Consider the following 15,369-nt stretch of genomic DNA (forward strand, 5'->3'; position numbering starts at 1 on the left):
TCTCGCGTGAAAAGGGTCGGATCTTGAAAGGGTTGCTTATTGTCTTTTGACGTGTTGGCTGGCACTTTCGTCGCAGGAGATGCCGATGACCAGGCCAGCACTGATCGTGACGCTGAGGGAAAGGCTGCGGGCGGATACGCGCGCGGCGCATGATGCCGTTGATCGCGCGTTCGGCCGGTTCGACCTGACTTCGCGGGATGGCCTGACATCGTTCCTCAGGGCGCAGCGGGCAGGCCTCGCTGCCCTGCACGGCGCCGGCGCGACCTGTGCGGGCCTGCGCGAAGGCATCGGTGCCATCGACGCCGATCTTGCATCCCTCGGGGCAGAGCCACCGGCAGCCGCGGCGCCCGCGCCAACCGAAGATCACCCCATCGCGCAGGATTATCTGTGGCTGGGCTCGCGGCTCGGAACGCGGATGCTGGCCCGCCGCTGGGCCGACGCCACCGACCCGGACGTGCGCAGGGCCTCGGCCTATCTTGGCATGGCGGCGGATCCCGCCCCTTGGCGCGCCTTCACCGCCCGCGCCGAAGAGATGTCCGCACGCGGGCCGGAAGCCGACCTGATCGTCACAGCCGCGATCGCATGGTTCGCCCTGTTCGAACAGAGCGCGCTGACAGGGGGCCTCCATGTCCCGGCAGAATGAAGAGCAGTGGATCGACACTCAGGTCGATCTGACGAATTGCGATCGCGAGCCGATCCATCTTCTGGGACATGTCCAGGACTACGGATGCCTTATCGCGGTCTCGTCCGATTGGATCGTCCGCCATGCTTCCCGCAACGTCGATGTCCTGCTCGGCATCGAGGCCGAAAGTGCGATCGGCGTGCCCCTGAGCCAACTCATGTCGCCGGGCGCGGTGCAGACCCTCCGGGACGCGATGGCCGGGTTGGGCCGCGACATGGCGCAGTCGCGCCTCTTCGGGGTCGAACTCGACGGACGGCGCCTCGATGTCTCGATCCACCAATCCGACCGAAACACGGTGCTGGAATTCGAGCAATTCGCGGGGCGCAGCGATCAGAGCGAGCTCGGGCTCGTCGATCCCCTCATCAAGCGGGTACAGCGCCTCGATGACGCCCAGGCCGCAGTCGAGGAAGCGGCCCGCAGCATGCGGGCCCTCACGGGCTTCGACCGCGTCATGGTCTACCGCTTCGACGAGGATCAGTCCGGTACCGTGATCGCCGAGTCTCGCAGCGGCGGGAATGTCGACAGCTTTCTCGGCCTTCGGTATCCCGCCTCCGACATCCCCAAGCAGGCGCGAGAGCTCTACAAGCGCAGCCTGCTGCGTCTGATCGAGAGTGTCGACGGCCCGGCGCACGAGATCATTCCAGCGGCCTCGCCCGAAGGGAAGCCCCTCGACCTTTCGCTGGCCGTCACGCGGGCGGTTTCGCCGATCCATCTGGAATACCTGCGGAACATGGGTGTCGTGTCATCCATGTCCGTGTCGATCATACGCGACGGGGAGTTGTGGGGCCTGTTCGCCTGCCATTCCAGCCGTCCGATGCGGCTCAGCTTTTCGCGCCGGACAGCAGTCGAGCTTTTTGCGCAACTCCTGTCCTACGAACTGGACCGCAAGCAGGCCGCGGAGGAACGTGCACAGACGATCGAGGCTCGCAAACTGCACGACGCGTTGATCGGCCGCGTCAGCCGGGACGGTGATTTCATAGGCAGCATCGAACTGATCCAGGCGGAGGTCGGCGCCGTCATCAATCACGACGGCATCGCGATCTTCCATGAGGGCGAGTACGAGTGTTATGGCTACGCCCCCACGCGGGACGAGTTCACGGGGTTGGCCCGTTACCTGAACACGACCGAGGCATCCCAGGTGTTCGCGACCCACAGGTTGCAGTCAGGCTTCCCCGCCGCCGCGGAGTTTGCCGATCCGCCTGCGGGCTTGCTTGCCTTGCCCATCAGTCGCACTCCGCGGGACTATATCGTTCTTTTCCGGAGAGAGGTCGCGCGGATGGTGACGTGGGCGGGCAACCCGAACAAGCCCGTCGAGTTGGGCCCCAACGGCGCGCGGCTGACACCGCGCAAGAGCTTCGAAGCGTGGAAGGAGACGGTCAAGGGAACCTCGGCCCGCTGGACCGAGACCGAACTCGATGCCGCAGAGGCGCTGCGCGTCACCTTGCTGGAAGTCGTGCTGCGCATGTCGGATGAAGCAGCGCAGATGCGCCGGGCCGCGGCGGAAAAGCAGGAACTGCTCGTCGCGGAACTCAACCACCGGGTTCGCAACATCCTGAACCTCATCCGCGGCCTTGCCAGCCGGAGCCGCGACGGCGCCGCCACGATCGAGGAATATACCCGCGATCTCGATGGCAGGATCAACGCGCTTGCCCGTGCGCACGACCAGCTCACGCGGGCCGAATGGGAGGCGTCGTCGCTGACGGACCTCATCCTTCTCGAGGCAGAGGCCTATGGCGGAGGAGGCGGCCGTCTCTCAGTCCGGGGCGAAGATGTCTCGCTTGCGCCCGAGGCTTTCTCGACATTGGCGCTCGTGATGCACGAGATGGTGACGAATTCCGCGAAATACGGGGCCCTGTCCAGTCCGGAGGGCAGCGTGGACGTCGCGCTGGTTCATCGCGATGGCGGCGGGATAGACATCGCCTGGCGCGAATCCGGTGGACCGCCCGTCTCGCCCCCGACCCGGCGGGGCTTCGGCAGCACGATCATCAGCCGTTCGATCCCCCATGAACTGAGCGGAACCACCGACCTGCGATATGCCGAAGGTGGGCTGGAGGCGGACTTCTTCCTGCCCGGCGCCCATCTGTCGGTCGCGTCCGAAAGAAAGCAGGAACGCTTGGCCAAGCCATCATTGTCCGATACCCCTTCGACCGTTGGGGCGACCCGTCCGGTGGAACGCGCGCTGGTGGTCGAAGACAACCTGATCATCGCACTCGATACGGCCGACATGCTTTCGGAACTCGGCGCCGGAGAGGTCGTGACGGCCTCCAGCGTCTCCGAAGCCATGCAGGCGTTGGATGAAGGCCGGTTCGACCTTGCCCTGCTGGATGTCAATCTCGGCTCCGAGACGTCGATCGTCGTGGCACAGCGCCTCGCGGATGAGGGCGTCCCGTTCGCGCTCACCACGGGATACGGCGAGGAAGGCGGCGTCATCTCACGCTATCCCCCGGCGTCCGTTCTGCGAAAGCCGTTCACGTCCGCGGATCTGCGCAATCTCTTGGCGAGCCTGATGGCGTGACATCCCCGGCCGGTCCCCTTAGGGCGGATCGGCACGCAGGGAGGAGCGACGGAAATGGGCGCACGGATCGGGTTGATCGGTCTCGGGACGATGGGGGCGGCACTTGCCTCGAACATCGCCGAGAAGGGCTTTGACATCGCGGTCTTCAACCGCACGACCAAGGTGACGCGTGACTTCGTCGACGGAGCCGGAGACCTCGCGGACCGGATGACCGCGTGCGAAAGCCTCGAGGACTTCGTTGCGGCGATCGACGCCCCGCGGGCGATCATCCTGATGGTACCGGCCGGGGAACCGGTCGACCAGCAGATCGAGGCGCTTCGCCCACTGCTCGACGCCGACGACCTGATCATCGACTGCGGCAACGCCAACTTTCACGATACCAACCGCCGGATGACGGAGAGTGGCGGCCCCTTCCTCGGCGTCGGCGTCTCCGGCGGAGAGGAGGGCGCGCGCCACGGCCCCGCGATCATGGGCGGAGGCGAGCCCGGCCATTGGGACCGCGTCGCGGACATCATGAACGCCATCGCAGCCAAGCATGAAGGAGAGCCTTGCGCGGGCCTTCTGGGGCCGGACGGAGCGGGGCATTTCGTCAAGATGGTCCATAACGGCATCGAATATGCCGACATGCAGATGATCGCCGAGATCTACGGCATCCTGCGCGACGGACACGGCCTTTCCCCGGACGAGATCGCAACCGTCTTCGAGGCCTGGGACAAGGGGCCGCTCAAGTCCTACTTGATCGAGATCACTGGCAAGGTCGCCCGCGCCGCCGACACCGCCACCGGCAAACCGTTGCTCGACGTGATCGTCGACGCCGCCGGACAAAAGGGCACGGGGCGGTGGACCGCCATCGAGAGCCAGCACCTGCTCACGCCGATCCCGGCCATCGAGGCGGCCGTGGTGGCGCGCAACGTCTCGTCCCGACGGGACGAACGTGCCGCCGGACAGGAGATGTTCGGTGCGGCGCCCCAAGCGGTCGAGATCGACCGCGACACGCTGGAACAGGCCCTGATCGCGGGCAAGGTGCTCTGCTATGCGCAGGGTTTCGTGATGATCGCCGCGACATGCGAGGCTCATGGCTGGGACGTCGATCTGCCGACCGTCGCGCGGATCTGGCGCGAGGGCTGCATCATCCGCTCGGCGATGCTGGATGACATGGCCAGCGCGCTTGCCGACCATCCCGGCGACAATCTGATGCGGACGCCTCATTTCGCCGAGATGCTGAAATCGACGCATGACGCGCTGCGGCAGGTCGTCTCGCAAGCTGCGCTCGCGGGCCATTCCGTGCCGGCCCTGTCGTCCGGTCTGGCCTATTTCGACGCGATGCGCACGGCGCGGGGCACCGCCAACATGATCCAGGCGCAGCGGGATTTCTTCGGTCTGCACGGCTTCGTCCATGTCGACGGCCGCGAAGACGTGCATGGACCCTGGGCGGGCAAGGACGCGGGCAAGCAGGGATGATGCGTGGGGCCTTCGACCTGCGCCATCCGATGTTCCGGCCGCTCTGGGCGCGCGTGCTGGCCTCGGCGGCCGTTCTGGGGTGGGCCGCGCTCGAAGCATCGCGCGGGGCGTGGTTCTGGGCCGCGCTCTTCGGGGCGGCGGGGTTCTGGATGGTCTGGTGCTTCTTCGTGACCTTCCGGGCGGAGGATTACGAGTAAGATGCGCCGGCCTCAGGCCAGGGCGTCCCCGATCCAGCTCCGCATCGCATCGACGGTCTCTCGCGGCTGCTCCAGCGTCGGCAGGTGGCCCGCCGCTTCGACCACGGTGAGCCGCGCGCCGGGAACGAGGGCCGCCATCTCTTCGTGACGGTGGAGCGGGCACAGGGTGTCCTCGCGGCCGCACAGGATCAGGGTCGGCACCCGAACGCCGCGCAGGGTGTCGCGCTGGTCGGGACGCGTTTGCAGCGCCCGGGACTGGCGCAGGAAGACCTCCGGACCCAGCGCCTCGGCCATCGCCATGCAGAGATCGAGGACCTCCGTCCGTCGGGGCCCGGCGGCAAGGTAGTTCGGCTTCATCTCGTCGCGCATGACAGCGCGCAGATCACCTGCGCGGACCCGGTCCATCTGAGGAATGCGGGCTGCCGCGACCTCGGGCGCCTCGGCGCGCGGATTGGTGTCCATGAGACACAGCGCCGAAATCCGGTCCGGGGCCCTGCGAACGATCTCCATCGCGACGATCCCGCCCATTGAAAGGCCCGCAAGCATGAAACGTGGCGGCGCCGTCGCAAGCACATCGGCGGCGAGGGCTGCCACCGTGTCGTGGGCCAATATCTTAGCCACAAAGATCTCGTGGTCCTTGGACAGGGCGGCAGCCTGAGGCGCGAAGAGACGTGCGTCGCACATCATTCCCGGCAGCAGGACGAGAGGGTCAGCCATACGTCATCCCGGTCCGCGACGGGTGCGTCTCGCCCATCCCGGAGGTATTCACGTCATCCGCCATTCCGGTCTGAAGCAGGATCTGCTTCCAGATGCTGATCTCGTCGAAGACGGTGTATTCCCGGCGCAGGCCCCACGGCCCGAACTCCGCATGGGTGAAGCCCATCACGTAGACTTCGGCGCCCGTCGGTTCTCCGTACATGCCGCGGCCTTCATGTTTGCCCAGGAGGCTCCAGCGAAGGGCGGCGCGGGGCGGCATCATCGGGTCCTCGCGCCCGATCCGGTGGTCGATGGTAAAGGTCGCATCGGGGAAAGCGGCCCGCAGACCCATCCACATCTGTTCGGCATAGGGCCAGGACCAGCCGCGTCGTGCGCCGGGGAACTCGGTCCGGCAGGCACGGTCATAGCGCTGTGCGATGGCAGACAGCTCGTTGCCGGCCATGATGCGCGTCAGCAGATCCTCGTATTCCAAGCCGACCTCGTGGTCGTTGCCGCGCGAATTGTAGCCTCCGTCCACATCGTCGCGGGGATGGAACGGGCGGATCGCCTTGTCCGGTCCGCCCTCGCGCGCGATCAGGTCGCGGGTGAAGGGCAGTGGCGACATGCCGAGTTGATGGACGATCCCGGACGTGTCGCGGCAAAGCCATTCGTCGAAGATGAAGTTCTCCCGTGCGGCGCAGTCCGCGATGGCGCGCACCTCGAAGCGCTTGCCGGTGGGCGGGCCGAAGAAGCCATGGCCCAGATGGGTGCCGGTCGTCATCAGCCGATGGGAGGAGAGGCGCCCCGTCTCGTCGTCGCCGCACCAGATCACGTCCTCGCCCAGAAGCTGCCGGTCCGGAAATTCGACCAGCGTGGCGCGGGTGCCGTCGATCACCGCCTTGCGCCCGCGCACGAGCCCCGAGGGAAAGCGCATCGGCAGGTCTTCGGCATAGGTCTCGTGCAGAGTGTGGAGGCCGCGCTCTTCCCAGATCTCCTTGGTGATGCCGAGGATATAATCGGGGAAGTCCTTCCAGCGCTGGGAAAAGCCTTTCATGGGGTCCTCATGTGGGTGGTCGCCCGGACGGGACATGATTTTGCATACGTATGCAAGAGCGGGAGGGACGAGGTCCCCCGTGGGGCCACGGGATATTCTTGGCAGGATGACGAAGGGGGGTGCGCCCTGCCTAGCGTTGCAGACGCTGCCAGTCCGGATGGATCCATGGTTCGGCGTTCGAGGGCGGCAATCGGCGGCCAAGTATGTGGTCCGACGCTTTCTCTCCGACCATGATGGAGGGTCCGTTGAGATTGCCGTTGGTGATCCGTGGAAAGATCGAGCTGTCGGCCACCCGCAGTCGGTCGACGCCGATCACTCGGGTCTGAGGGTCCACCACCGCCATCGGGTCGTCCGCTGCGCCCATCCGGCATGTGCCGCAGGGATGGTAGGCGCTTTCCGCATGCTCGCGGATCGCCGCGTCAATGGCGTCGTCGGATCGTGCCGCCTCGCCCGGCTGGATCTCTTGCCGCCGATAGGGCGCGAAGGCGGGTTGCGCAAAGATTTCCCGGGTCAGCCGGATGCAGGTGCGGAACTCCTGCCAGTCCTGTTCGTGGCTCATGTAGTTGAAGCGGATCGCCGGGGCGTCCGCCGGGTCGGAGGAGCGGAGCGTCACCGCCCCGCGAGAGCGCGAGCGCATGGGCCCAACATGGGCCTGGAAGCCGTGCCCCTCCGCTGCGGCCTTGCCGTCGTAGCGCACCGCCAGCGGCAGGAAGTGAAACTGGGTGTCCGGATACTCGATCCCGGCGGCGGACCGGATGAAGCCGCAGCTTTCGAAATTGTTGGTCGCGCCGGGTCCCCTGCGCCGGAACAGCCAGTTCGCGCCGACCCAGGCCTTTCCCCAGAACGACCAGTAGCGGAAGAGGGTGATCGGCTGCGACGCGGCCATCTGGACGTAGAGCTCCAGATGGTCCTGAAGGTTCGCGCCCACGCCCGGACGGTCAGCGACTACGTCGATCCCGTGCTCGGCCAGATGCGGGGCGGGACCGATGCCGGACAGCATCAGAAGCTTGGGCGAGTTGATGGCCGAGGCGGCCACGATCACTTCGGCGCGGGCCCGGACGGTCCGTCCGTCGGCCAGGACGATGCCGGTGGCGCGGCCGTCCTCGATGGAGATGCGCGTGGCCATGCCGTTGAGCACGGCGCAGAAGCCGGTTGCGAGCGCGGGGCGCAGGTAGGCGTTGGCGGCCGACCAGCGTCGGCCCTTCCAGACCGTCTGCTCGAAGGGGCCGAATCCTTCCTGCTGCCGTCCGTTGTAGTCGTCGGTCACGGGATAGCCGGCCTGCCTGCCGGCCTCGACGAAGGCGTGATAGAGCGGGTTGGCCCGCGTGCCGCGCGTGACGTGCAGGGGACCGTCCGTGCCGCGCCAGGACGGATCGCCGCCATGGGGGCCGGGATGCCAGCATTCCATCCGCTTGAAGTAGGGCAGGACGTCCGCGTAGGCCCATCCCGCCGCACCGGCCTCGGCCCAATGGTCGAAGTCGCGCGCATGGCCGCGCACATAGACCATGCCGTTTATGCTGCTGGACCCGCCCAGAACCTTGCCGCGCGGGCAGGCGAGGCGGCGGCCGCCCAGATGGGGCTCGGGCTCTGTGCGGTAGCCCCAATCGTAGCGCGCCATGTTCATCGGGAAGGACAGCGCGCCCGGCATCTGGATCAGCGGCCCCCAATCGGTCCCGCCATGTTCGATGACCAGCACCGACCGGCGCGCCTCGGCCAGACGGTAGGCCAGGGCGCAGCCGGCACTGCCGGCGCCGACGATGACGTAGTCGGCTTCCATCAATAGGCGGCCTCGACCGGCCCCATGCCGACATAGATCGTCTGGACCTCGGTATAGTGGTCGAGGGCGGCGCGGGCGTTCTCGCGCCCGATCCCGCTCATCTTGGAGCCGCCGAACGGCATGCCCGCGGGCGTCAGGTTGTATTGGTTGATCCAGATCGTCCCGGCCTGCATCGCGGCGGCGACACGATGCGCGCGGGTCAGGTCACGGGTGAAGATGCCAGCGGCGAGGCCAAACCCGGTCGCGTTGGCGCGGGCGATGGCCTCGTCCTCGTCCTCGAAGGTCAGGACCGAGAGGACCGGGCCGAAGATCTCCTCGCGCACGCAGGCCATGTCATCGGTGAGGTCGGTCAGGATCGTCGGTTCGATCCAGTACCCCTCGCGGTCGATGCGGGTCCCCCCTGCGCCGACGGTCGCGCCTTCGGCCCTGGCCCGTCCGATGTGGTCGAGGACGATGCGCATCTGCGCCTCGGTCGTCATCGGGCCATAGTTCGTCGCCTCGTCCAGCGGGTCGCCGATCACCACGCCCGCCAGCCGTTCGGTCAGGCGGGAGACGAAGGCATCACGCAGGCCGCGCTGCACGAAGACCCGCGTGCCGTTCGAGCAGACCTGACCCGAGGAATAGAAGTTGCCGTTGATCGCGCCGGAGACGGCATCGCCGAGATCGGCATCCTCGAAGATCAACAGGGGGGACTTGCCGCCGAGTTCCATGGTGACGTGCTTCATGGCCCCTGCCGCGGCGCCCGCGACCTCGCGGCCGGTGGGCACTGACCCGGTCAGCGAGACCTTGGCCACGCGCCGGTCGGTGGTGAGCGTGGCGCCGACCCGTCCGTCCCCCTGCACCACGTTGAAGAGGCCCGCGGGGAGCCCGGCCTCGTGCAGGATCTCGGCGATGCGCAGCGCGCCGAGCGGCGTGGCCTCGGACGGCTTGAAGACCATGGCGTTGCCGGCGGCGAGCGCGGGTGCGGCCTTCCAGCAGGCGATCTGGGTGGGATAGTTCCAGGCGCCGATACCGGCGCATACGCCAAGCGGACGGCGGATCGTATAGGCCCAATCGGCGCCGAAGCGCATCGTCTCGCCACGGATATCGGCGGCGAGCGCGCCGAAATATTCCAACGCATCGGCCCCGGAGGCGGCGTCGGCGACCAGCGTCTCCTGCAAGGGCTTGCCGGTGTCGAGCGTCTCCAGTTCCGAGAGGTCCCGGTTGCGGGCGCGGATCAGGTCGGCGGCGCGGCGCAGGATGCGGCCGCGTTCGGCGGGATCGGTGGCGGCCCATTCCGTCTGTGCACCGGCGGCCGAGGCGAGCGCGCGGTCGAGCACCGCGTCCGTCGCGCCGTGGACCCGTGCGACCACCTTGCCGGTCGCGGGATAGACCACGTCGAGCGCGGGGCCGTCCTGATCCTCGACCCACGCCCCGTCGACGAAGTGAGAGGCGGGCGGCTGGATGCCTCCGGTCATGCGATCCTCCGTCCGATCCAATCGAGGACGAGCGCGTCGGGCGCGTCGCCCGATCCGAGTGCTGCCCGAAGCCAGACCCCGTCGATCAGCGCGGCTGCGCCTTCGGCGACGGCTTCGGGATCGGCGCAGAGAGGACGCAGGGCGTGGCGGAGGTTGGATCGGAGGCGGGCCTGATAGACGTTCAGAAGCCGGCGCGTCGGGGCGTGGGTGCGGGATTGGACATAGAAGTCGAGCCAGGCGGCTACCGTATCCGCATCGAAGTTTGAGGGCGCAAAGCTGGCCCGCACGATCGCCTCCAGCCGCGCGGCGGGCGTTTCGGCCCGTGCGAGCGCCCCGCGGGTCTCGTCGCCGAAGGCGCGCAGGATGTGCCGCATCGCGGCCAGAAGGATCGCCTCCTTGGAGCCGAAATAGTGATGCGCCAGCGCCCCCGAGACGCCGGCACGCCGCGCGATGCGGGCGACGGTGACCGCCGCGCTGCCGGTTTCCGCGATCTCTCCGATGGTGGCGCAGACCAACGCGGCGCGACGTTCGGCCTCTACGGGCTTTCGGGGCATGGCATCCTCTGTCACAAAGCGGTTGATGACGGTGGTCGTCCGGGTAATGCCGGGTTGATTGACTCGTCAATCAATTATCGGAGCTTGGGGAGGAAGAGACATGAACCGCATCCTGACCGTCACCTCGATCCTGGCGCTGTTCGCGGGAACGGCGCAGGCTGACGGCCACGCCGCCTGCAAGGAGGTCGTCTTCTCCGATGTGGGCTGGACGGACATCACCGCGACCACCGCCGCGACCACGGTGGTTCTCGATGCGCTGGGCTACGAGACCGATGTGAAGGTCCTGTCCGTCCCGGTCACCTACACCTCTCTGGCCGAGGGCGACGTGGACGTCTTTCTTGGGAACTGGATGCCCACGATGGAGGCCGATATCGCCCCCTACCGGGAGGCCGGCACCGTCGAGACCATCCGCGCGAACCTCGAAGGGGCCAAGTACACGCTGGCCGCCAACGATGCCGCCGCCGCTCTGGGCATCGCGTCGTTCGGAGACATCCAGGCCCATGCCGAGGCGCTGGACAACAAGATCTACGGGATCGAGCCCGGGAATGACGGCAACCGCCTGATCCAGTCCATGATCGACGAGAACGCGTTCGGCCTGTCGGATTTCGAGGTGGTCGAAAGCTCCGAACAGGGGATGCTGGCGCAGGTCGACCGGCTGACCCGCCGCGAGGAGCCGATCGTCTTCCTCGGATGGGAGCCGCATCCGATGAACGCCAATTTCGACCTGACCTACCTTCAGGGCGGGGATGACTTCTTCGGCCCGAACCTGGGGGGTGCGACGGTCTACACCAACACGCGTGCCGGTCTGGCCGAGGATTGCGCCAACCTGGGGACGTTCCTCAACAACCTGACCTTCACGCTGTCGATGGAAAACCAGATCATGGGCGCGATCCTCGATGAAGGGCAGGATCCGCGCGACGCGGCCACGACCTGGCTGCAAGAGAACATGATGGCCGTCGAAGGCTGGCTGGCGGGTGTGACCACGTTCGATGGCGGCGACGCGATGGCCGCCGTGGCAGGCGCGTTGGAGTAGGACGCGAAGTCTTTAGAGGATGTCGCGCGGCGTCTCCTTGGGAAGGAGACGCCCTCGTTTCCGGAGGATCAGATGGCTCATTCCCCAAGCATCGTGCCTTATCTCAGCTATCGTGACGCGGCCTTGGCGATCGAGTTCCTTACCGGCGCCTTTGGCCTATCGGTCGTGCAGATTCAGAAAGACGAGTCAGGAACGGTCGTCCACGCCGAACTTAGCCACGGCAATGGGGTCGTCATGTTGGGCACGGGGGAGTTGTCCAAAGGCTCCCCCGGGATCTTACTGGTCGTTGACGATGTCGATGCGCACCACGCGCGTGCCGTCGCCGGGGGGGCCGAGGTGGTCTACGGGCCGGAGAGCACCGAATGGGGCGCGCGCCGCTGGCGCGCCCGCGATCCAGAGGGGCACGAGTGGTCCTTCGGCACCTATCAGCCGTCGACCGAGCCGCCCGCGTGGGGCTGACGGCGGCGTGATGGACTGGCTGACCGAGAACAAGATCCCGGTCGGTGATTTCGCCGCGGCCGCGTTCGACTGGCTTCAGGTGACGGGTCAGCCGGTCTTCGACGCGATCTCCGACGGATTGGAGGCGTTGATCGACGGGCTTCTATGGCTGATGCAGACGCCGCATCCGCTGATCGTGGTCGCCGTTCTGGTTGTGCTTATCTGGGTTCTGCACCGAAGCTGGAAGCTATGCGTCGGCGTGGCGCTGGGCTTTCTGTTCATCCTCAACCAGGGCTATTGGGAAGAGACGACCGAAAGCCTGACGCTGGTCATCTCGGCCTGCGTGGTCTGCATGGGTCTGGGCGTGCCCATCGGCATCGCCGCCGCGCACCGGCCCCGCCTTTATGCGGCGATGCGGCCGGTGCTGGACCTGATGCAGACTCTGCCGACCTTCGTCTATCTGATCCCGGCCATCGTGTTCTTCGGCATCGGCATGGTGCCCGGCCTGATCGCCACGGTCATCTTCGTTCTGCCCGCGCCGATCCGGCTGACCCATCTCGGCGTGTCCTCGACGCCCGCCCCGCTGGTCGAGGCGGTCGAGGCGTTCGGGGGCACCGGCCGGCAGGTCCTGTGGAAGGCGGAGTTGCCTTACGCGTTCCCTCAGATCATGGCCGGGCTGAACCAGACGATCATGCTTTCCCTCTCCATGGTCGTCATAGCAGCGCTCGTGGGGGCGGACGGTCTGGGCGTGCCCGTCGTGCGCGCGCTCAACACGGTGAACACGTCGTTGGGCTTCGAGAGCGGCTTCGTCATCGTCGTCGTCGCGATCATGCTGGACCGCATCCTGCGGCTGGAGCGGAAATGACCGCGCCCGCCGTCGAGTTCGACCGCGTCTCGATCGTGTTCGGAACCCGCCCCGAGACGGCACTGCCGCTGATGGACCGGGGACAGAGCCGCGGCGAGATCCAGGACGCCTGCGGTCAGATCCTCGGTGTCCACGATTGCAGCCTGACCGTGGCCGAGGGGGAGATCCTCGTGCTGATGGGGCTGTCCGGATCGGGAAAGTCGACGCTTCTGAGGTCGGTGAACGGGCTGAACCCGGTCGTCCGCGGCGAGGTGCGGGTCAATGACGGGGACAGGATGGTCTCGGTCACGAAGGCAAGGGGGGCCGACCTGCGGCGCCTGCGTCAGAAGCGAATCGCGATGGTGTTCCAGCAATTCGGCCTGCTGCCGTGGCGGGACGTGCGCGCGAATGTGGGGCTTGGCCTCGAACTGGCAGGGCAGGGGGCGGGGGCGCGTCGCGCCGCCGTGGATCGGCAGCTCGAACTGGTGGGGCTCGCCGACCGGGCCGATGCCCTGGTGGGCGAGTTGTCCGGCGGTATGCAGCAGCGCGTGGGACTCGCCCGCGCCTTCGTCACCGATGCCCCGATCCTTCTGATGGACGAGCCGTTCTCGGCGCTGGACCCTCTGATCCGCACCCGACTTCAGGACGAGTTGCTGGATCTGCAAGGCACGCTGCGCCGCACGATCATCTTCGTGAGCCACGATCTGGACGAGGCGTTCAAGATCGGCGACCGGATCGCGATCATGGATGGCGGGCGCATCGTCCAGTGCGGAACGCCCTCCGACATCGTGACGGCCCCGGCAGACGGCTATGTCTCTGACTTCGTGGCGCATATGAACCCGCTGGGCGTGCTGCGCGCCGCCGATGTCATGGTCGAGGGCGAAGCCGCCAGCGGAGAGCCCGTCCCCGCGACGATGCCCGTGCGGGAGTTGATGCCGCTTGCGGCCGCCAGAAACGCACCGATCCCGGTCGAGCGGGACGGGGCGGTTGTCGGAGCCGTCAGCACCCGTTCGATCGTCGCCAGATTGTCGTGATCCGGAACCGAATGCTGCAATTGCGAATTGACTTCGGGTGAGTTTCCGATAGGAAACACTTGTCGTCAGCGGGAGAGACTCGGCCCCCGAGGCCGGGCACCGAAGGAGCAACCGCCCCGGAAACTCTCAGGTACCAGGGACCGCGGACAAGGTTGAAGAATCCGGAGAGTGGCGGGCGTCGACCCGCCCGCCGAAGGAGCAAACCGCGCGCCGGCATGAGGTCGGCCCGGCGAATCTCTCAGGCAAGGACGGAGGGGCGCATAGAGGCGGGGGCCACCCCGGACCGGCGCATGACCGCACCTCAGATCACGACCGGCCGTCTCGGGACGGGCCATTTCCGCGCAGGCGACCGCGTGGCCGTCATCGGCGGCGGTATCACCGGCGTCACGGCCGCCTACGCACTTCTGCGCCACGGACTCCGGCCGACGCTCTACGAACGTCACCCCTACGCCGCGATGGAGACGAGCTTCGCCAATGGCGGTCAACTCTCGGCGTCGAATGCGGAAGTGTGGAACCGCCTCGCGACCGTTGCCAAGGGTGCGAAATGGATGGTCACGCCGGGCGCGCCGCTTCTGGTTCGGCCTGCACCCAGTTGGCACAAGGCTTCCTGGATGGCCGAGTTCCTCAAGGCGATCCCGGGATACGAAGACGCGACCGTGCATACCGTCCGTCTGGCGCTTGAGGCGCGCGGGCATCTGCTGCGCATGGCAGAAGAAGAGGGGATCGACTTCGATCTGGAGCGTCGCGGGATCCTGCATTTCTACAAGACGCAGAAGGCGCTGGACGATGCGGCCCGCGTGACCAAGCTTTTGGCGAAGGGTGGGCTGGTCCGCAATGCCGTGACACCGGACGAGATCGCGACGCTGGAGCCTGCCTTGTCCGGCGATCTGGTCGGCGGCTTCTACACCGAGAGCGATTTCACCGGCGACATCCACAAGTTCTCGACCGGGCTCGCAGCGGCGTGCGCGCGTCATGGCGCCGAGATGCGGATGGGGACCGAAGTCGTCTCCCTGAAGGCGCAGGGCGGCGGCGTCACCGTCAAATCGCGCCCGACGGGCGAGGACGACGAGCCGGAAGCGGTGCATTACGATGCCGTGGTGATCTGTGGCGGGGTGGCGTCGCGGCGCTTCGCCTCGATGCTGGGCGACCGGATGAACGTCTACCCGGTGAAGGGATATTCGATCACGGTGAACATGCACACGGAGGCGGACCGCGCGGCCGCGCCCTGGGTCAGCCTGCTGGACGACGATGCGAAAGTCGTGACGTCCCGTCTGGGTGCGGATCGGTATCGCGTCGCCGGAACTGCGGAAATCGCGGGCGAGAACCGCGACATCCGGGCCGAGCGGATCGCCCCGCTGGTGACATGGGTGCGCAAGCACCACCCCGGTCTGTCCACCGAGGACGTGCGCCCTTGGGCGGGCTTGCGTCCGATGATGCCTGACATGCTGCCGCGGGTCGAAGCCGGCAAGATGCCGGGCGTGTTCTACAATACCGGGCACGGTCATTTAGGTTGGACGCTGTCTGCTGCCACGGCCGAAATGGTTGCGGGCCTTGTGATGCAGCGGATGGAGGTCGCCGCCTAGGCGCCAACCAGGTGCGGCGGGCCACCGCGCGGTGGTCCGCCCCG

14 protein-coding genes and 1 riboswitch are annotated in these 15,369 nt (G+C 67.1%); of the genes, 9 read left to right on the top strand and 5 right to left on the bottom strand.

The window, feature by feature from the left end; genetic code table 11:
- Window positions 1-85: 85 nt before the first annotated feature.
- Genes jaqu_RS03595 through jaqu_RS03610 form a run of 4 tightly spaced genes read left to right on the top strand, consistent with a single transcriptional unit; the run spans window position 86 to window position 4,855 of the window.
- Entirely contained in the window at window positions 86-643 is a 558-nt protein-coding gene (locus tag jaqu_RS03595; RefSeq protein ID WP_052500755.1) for a biliverdin-producing heme oxygenase, read from the top strand.
- Window positions 627-3,197, top strand: a complete 2,571-nt coding sequence (locus jaqu_RS03600; RefSeq protein WP_043917569.1) for an HWE histidine kinase domain-containing protein — start codon at window positions 627-629, stop codon at window positions 3,195-3,197. The genes jaqu_RS03595 and jaqu_RS03600 overlap by 17 nt, the downstream gene beginning before the upstream one ends.
- A gap of 54 nt (window positions 3,198-3,251) precedes the next feature.
- Window positions 3,252-4,658, top strand: a complete 1,407-nt coding sequence (gndA, locus tag jaqu_RS03605) for an NADP-dependent phosphogluconate dehydrogenase (protein ID WP_043917570.1) — start codon at window positions 3,252-3,254, stop codon at window positions 4,656-4,658.
- Window positions 4,655-4,855: a hypothetical protein gene (locus jaqu_RS03610; protein WP_236687769.1), complete on the top strand. Its 201-nt coding sequence runs from the start codon at window positions 4,655-4,657 to the stop codon at window positions 4,853-4,855. The genes gndA and jaqu_RS03610 overlap by 4 nt, the downstream gene beginning before the upstream one ends.
- A 12-nt stretch (window positions 4,856-4,867) precedes the next feature.
- Here jaqu_RS03610 and jaqu_RS03615 read toward each other — a convergent pair whose 3' ends face one another.
- The 5 genes from jaqu_RS03615 to betI all read right to left on the bottom strand — a co-directional run bounded on the left by jaqu_RS03615 (window position 4,868) and on the right by betI (window position 10,393).
- Entirely contained in the window at window positions 4,868-5,572 is a 705-nt protein-coding gene (locus tag jaqu_RS03615) for an alpha/beta fold hydrolase (RefSeq protein ID WP_043917571.1), read from the bottom strand.
- On the bottom strand, window positions 5,565-6,605 hold the full coding sequence (locus tag jaqu_RS03620) for a nuclear transport factor 2 family protein (protein ID WP_043917572.1): 1,041 nt from the start codon (window positions 6,603-6,605) through the stop codon (window positions 5,565-5,567). Before jaqu_RS03620 ends, jaqu_RS03615 begins: the two co-directional genes overlap by 8 nt.
- A 130-nt stretch (window positions 6,606-6,735) precedes the next feature.
- On the bottom strand, window positions 6,736-8,382 hold the full coding sequence (gene betA, locus jaqu_RS03625) for a choline dehydrogenase (protein WP_043917573.1): 1,647 nt from the start codon (window positions 8,380-8,382) through the stop codon (window positions 6,736-6,738).
- Window positions 8,382-9,839, bottom strand: a complete 1,458-nt coding sequence (betB, locus tag jaqu_RS03630; RefSeq protein WP_043917574.1) for a betaine-aldehyde dehydrogenase — start codon at window positions 9,837-9,839, stop codon at window positions 8,382-8,384. The genes betA and betB overlap by 1 nt, the downstream gene beginning before the upstream one ends.
- Entirely contained in the window at window positions 9,836-10,393 is a 558-nt protein-coding gene (betI, locus tag jaqu_RS03635) for a choline-binding transcriptional repressor BetI (RefSeq protein ID WP_043917575.1), read from the bottom strand. Before betI ends, betB begins: the two co-directional genes overlap by 4 nt.
- Before the next feature lie 100 nt (window positions 10,394-10,493).
- On the opposite strand from betI, the gene choX reads away from it, so the two are divergent.
- The 5 genes from choX (at window position 10,494) to jaqu_RS03660 (ending at window position 15,325) form a co-directional block, all read left to right on the top strand.
- Complete coding sequence (gene choX, locus jaqu_RS03640; RefSeq protein WP_043917576.1) at window positions 10,494-11,426, top strand: choline ABC transporter substrate-binding protein; 933 nt, start codon at window positions 10,494-10,496, stop codon at window positions 11,424-11,426.
- Between the two features lie 72 nt (window positions 11,427-11,498).
- Complete coding sequence (locus tag jaqu_RS03645; RefSeq protein ID WP_043917577.1) at window positions 11,499-11,885, top strand: VOC family protein; 387 nt, start codon at window positions 11,499-11,501, stop codon at window positions 11,883-11,885.
- A gap of 10 nt (window positions 11,886-11,895) precedes the next feature.
- On the top strand, window positions 11,896-12,729 hold the full coding sequence (choW, locus tag jaqu_RS03650; protein ID WP_043917578.1) for a choline ABC transporter permease subunit: 834 nt from the start codon (window positions 11,896-11,898) through the stop codon (window positions 12,727-12,729).
- Window positions 12,726-13,742, top strand: a complete 1,017-nt coding sequence (gene choV, locus jaqu_RS03655; protein WP_043917579.1) for a choline ABC transporter ATP-binding protein — start codon at window positions 12,726-12,728, stop codon at window positions 13,740-13,742. The genes choW and choV overlap by 4 nt, the downstream gene beginning before the upstream one ends.
- 59 nt (window positions 13,743-13,801) lie before the next feature.
- A riboswitch (glycine riboswitch) is annotated at window positions 13,802-13,895 on the top strand.
- A gap of 137 nt (window positions 13,896-14,032) precedes the next feature.
- Window positions 14,033-15,325, top strand: a complete 1,293-nt coding sequence (locus jaqu_RS03660) for a D-amino acid dehydrogenase (RefSeq protein WP_084629333.1) — start codon at window positions 14,033-14,035, stop codon at window positions 15,323-15,325.
- Window positions 15,326-15,369 lie beyond the last annotated feature (44 nt).

The organism is Jannaschia aquimarina (assembly GCF_000877395.1).
GTDB lineage: Bacteria > Pseudomonadota > Alphaproteobacteria > Rhodobacterales > Rhodobacteraceae > Jannaschia > Jannaschia aquimarina.

Coding starts and splice junctions, on each gene's coding strand:
- jaqu_RS03645 (WP_043917577.1), top strand. CDS start 11,499: ATGGCTCATTCCCCAAGCATCGTGCCTTATCTCAGCTATCGTGACGCG.
- jaqu_RS03615 (WP_043917571.1), bottom strand. CDS start 5,572: ATGGCTGACCCTCTCGTCCTGCTGCCGGGAATGATGTGCGACGCACGT.
- betI (WP_043917575.1), bottom strand. CDS start 10,393: ATGCCCCGAAAGCCCGTAGAGGCCGAACGTCGCGCCGCGTTGGTCTGC.
- jaqu_RS03620 (WP_043917572.1), bottom strand. CDS start 6,605: ATGAAAGGCTTTTCCCAGCGCTGGAAGGACTTCCCCGATTATATCCTC.
- choV (WP_043917579.1), top strand. CDS start 12,726: ATGACCGCGCCCGCCGTCGAGTTCGACCGCGTCTCGATCGTGTTCGGA.
- choX (WP_043917576.1), top strand. CDS start 10,494: ATGAACCGCATCCTGACCGTCACCTCGATCCTGGCGCTGTTCGCGGGA.
- betA (WP_043917573.1), bottom strand. CDS start 8,382: ATGGAAGCCGACTACGTCATCGTCGGCGCCGGCAGTGCCGGCTGCGCC.
- gndA (WP_043917570.1), top strand. CDS start 3,252: ATGGGCGCACGGATCGGGTTGATCGGTCTCGGGACGATGGGGGCGGCA.
- jaqu_RS03660 (WP_084629333.1), top strand. CDS start 14,033: ATGACCGCACCTCAGATCACGACCGGCCGTCTCGGGACGGGCCATTTC.
- jaqu_RS03600 (WP_043917569.1), top strand. CDS start 627: ATGTCCCGGCAGAATGAAGAGCAGTGGATCGACACTCAGGTCGATCTG.
- betB (WP_043917574.1), bottom strand. CDS start 9,839: ATGACCGGAGGCATCCAGCCGCCCGCCTCTCACTTCGTCGACGGGGCG.
- jaqu_RS03610 (WP_236687769.1), top strand. CDS start 4,655: ATGATGCGTGGGGCCTTCGACCTGCGCCATCCGATGTTCCGGCCGCTC.
- choW (WP_043917578.1), top strand. CDS start 11,896: ATGGACTGGCTGACCGAGAACAAGATCCCGGTCGGTGATTTCGCCGCG.
- jaqu_RS03595 (WP_052500755.1), top strand. CDS start 86: ATGACCAGGCCAGCACTGATCGTGACGCTGAGGGAAAGGCTGCGGGCG.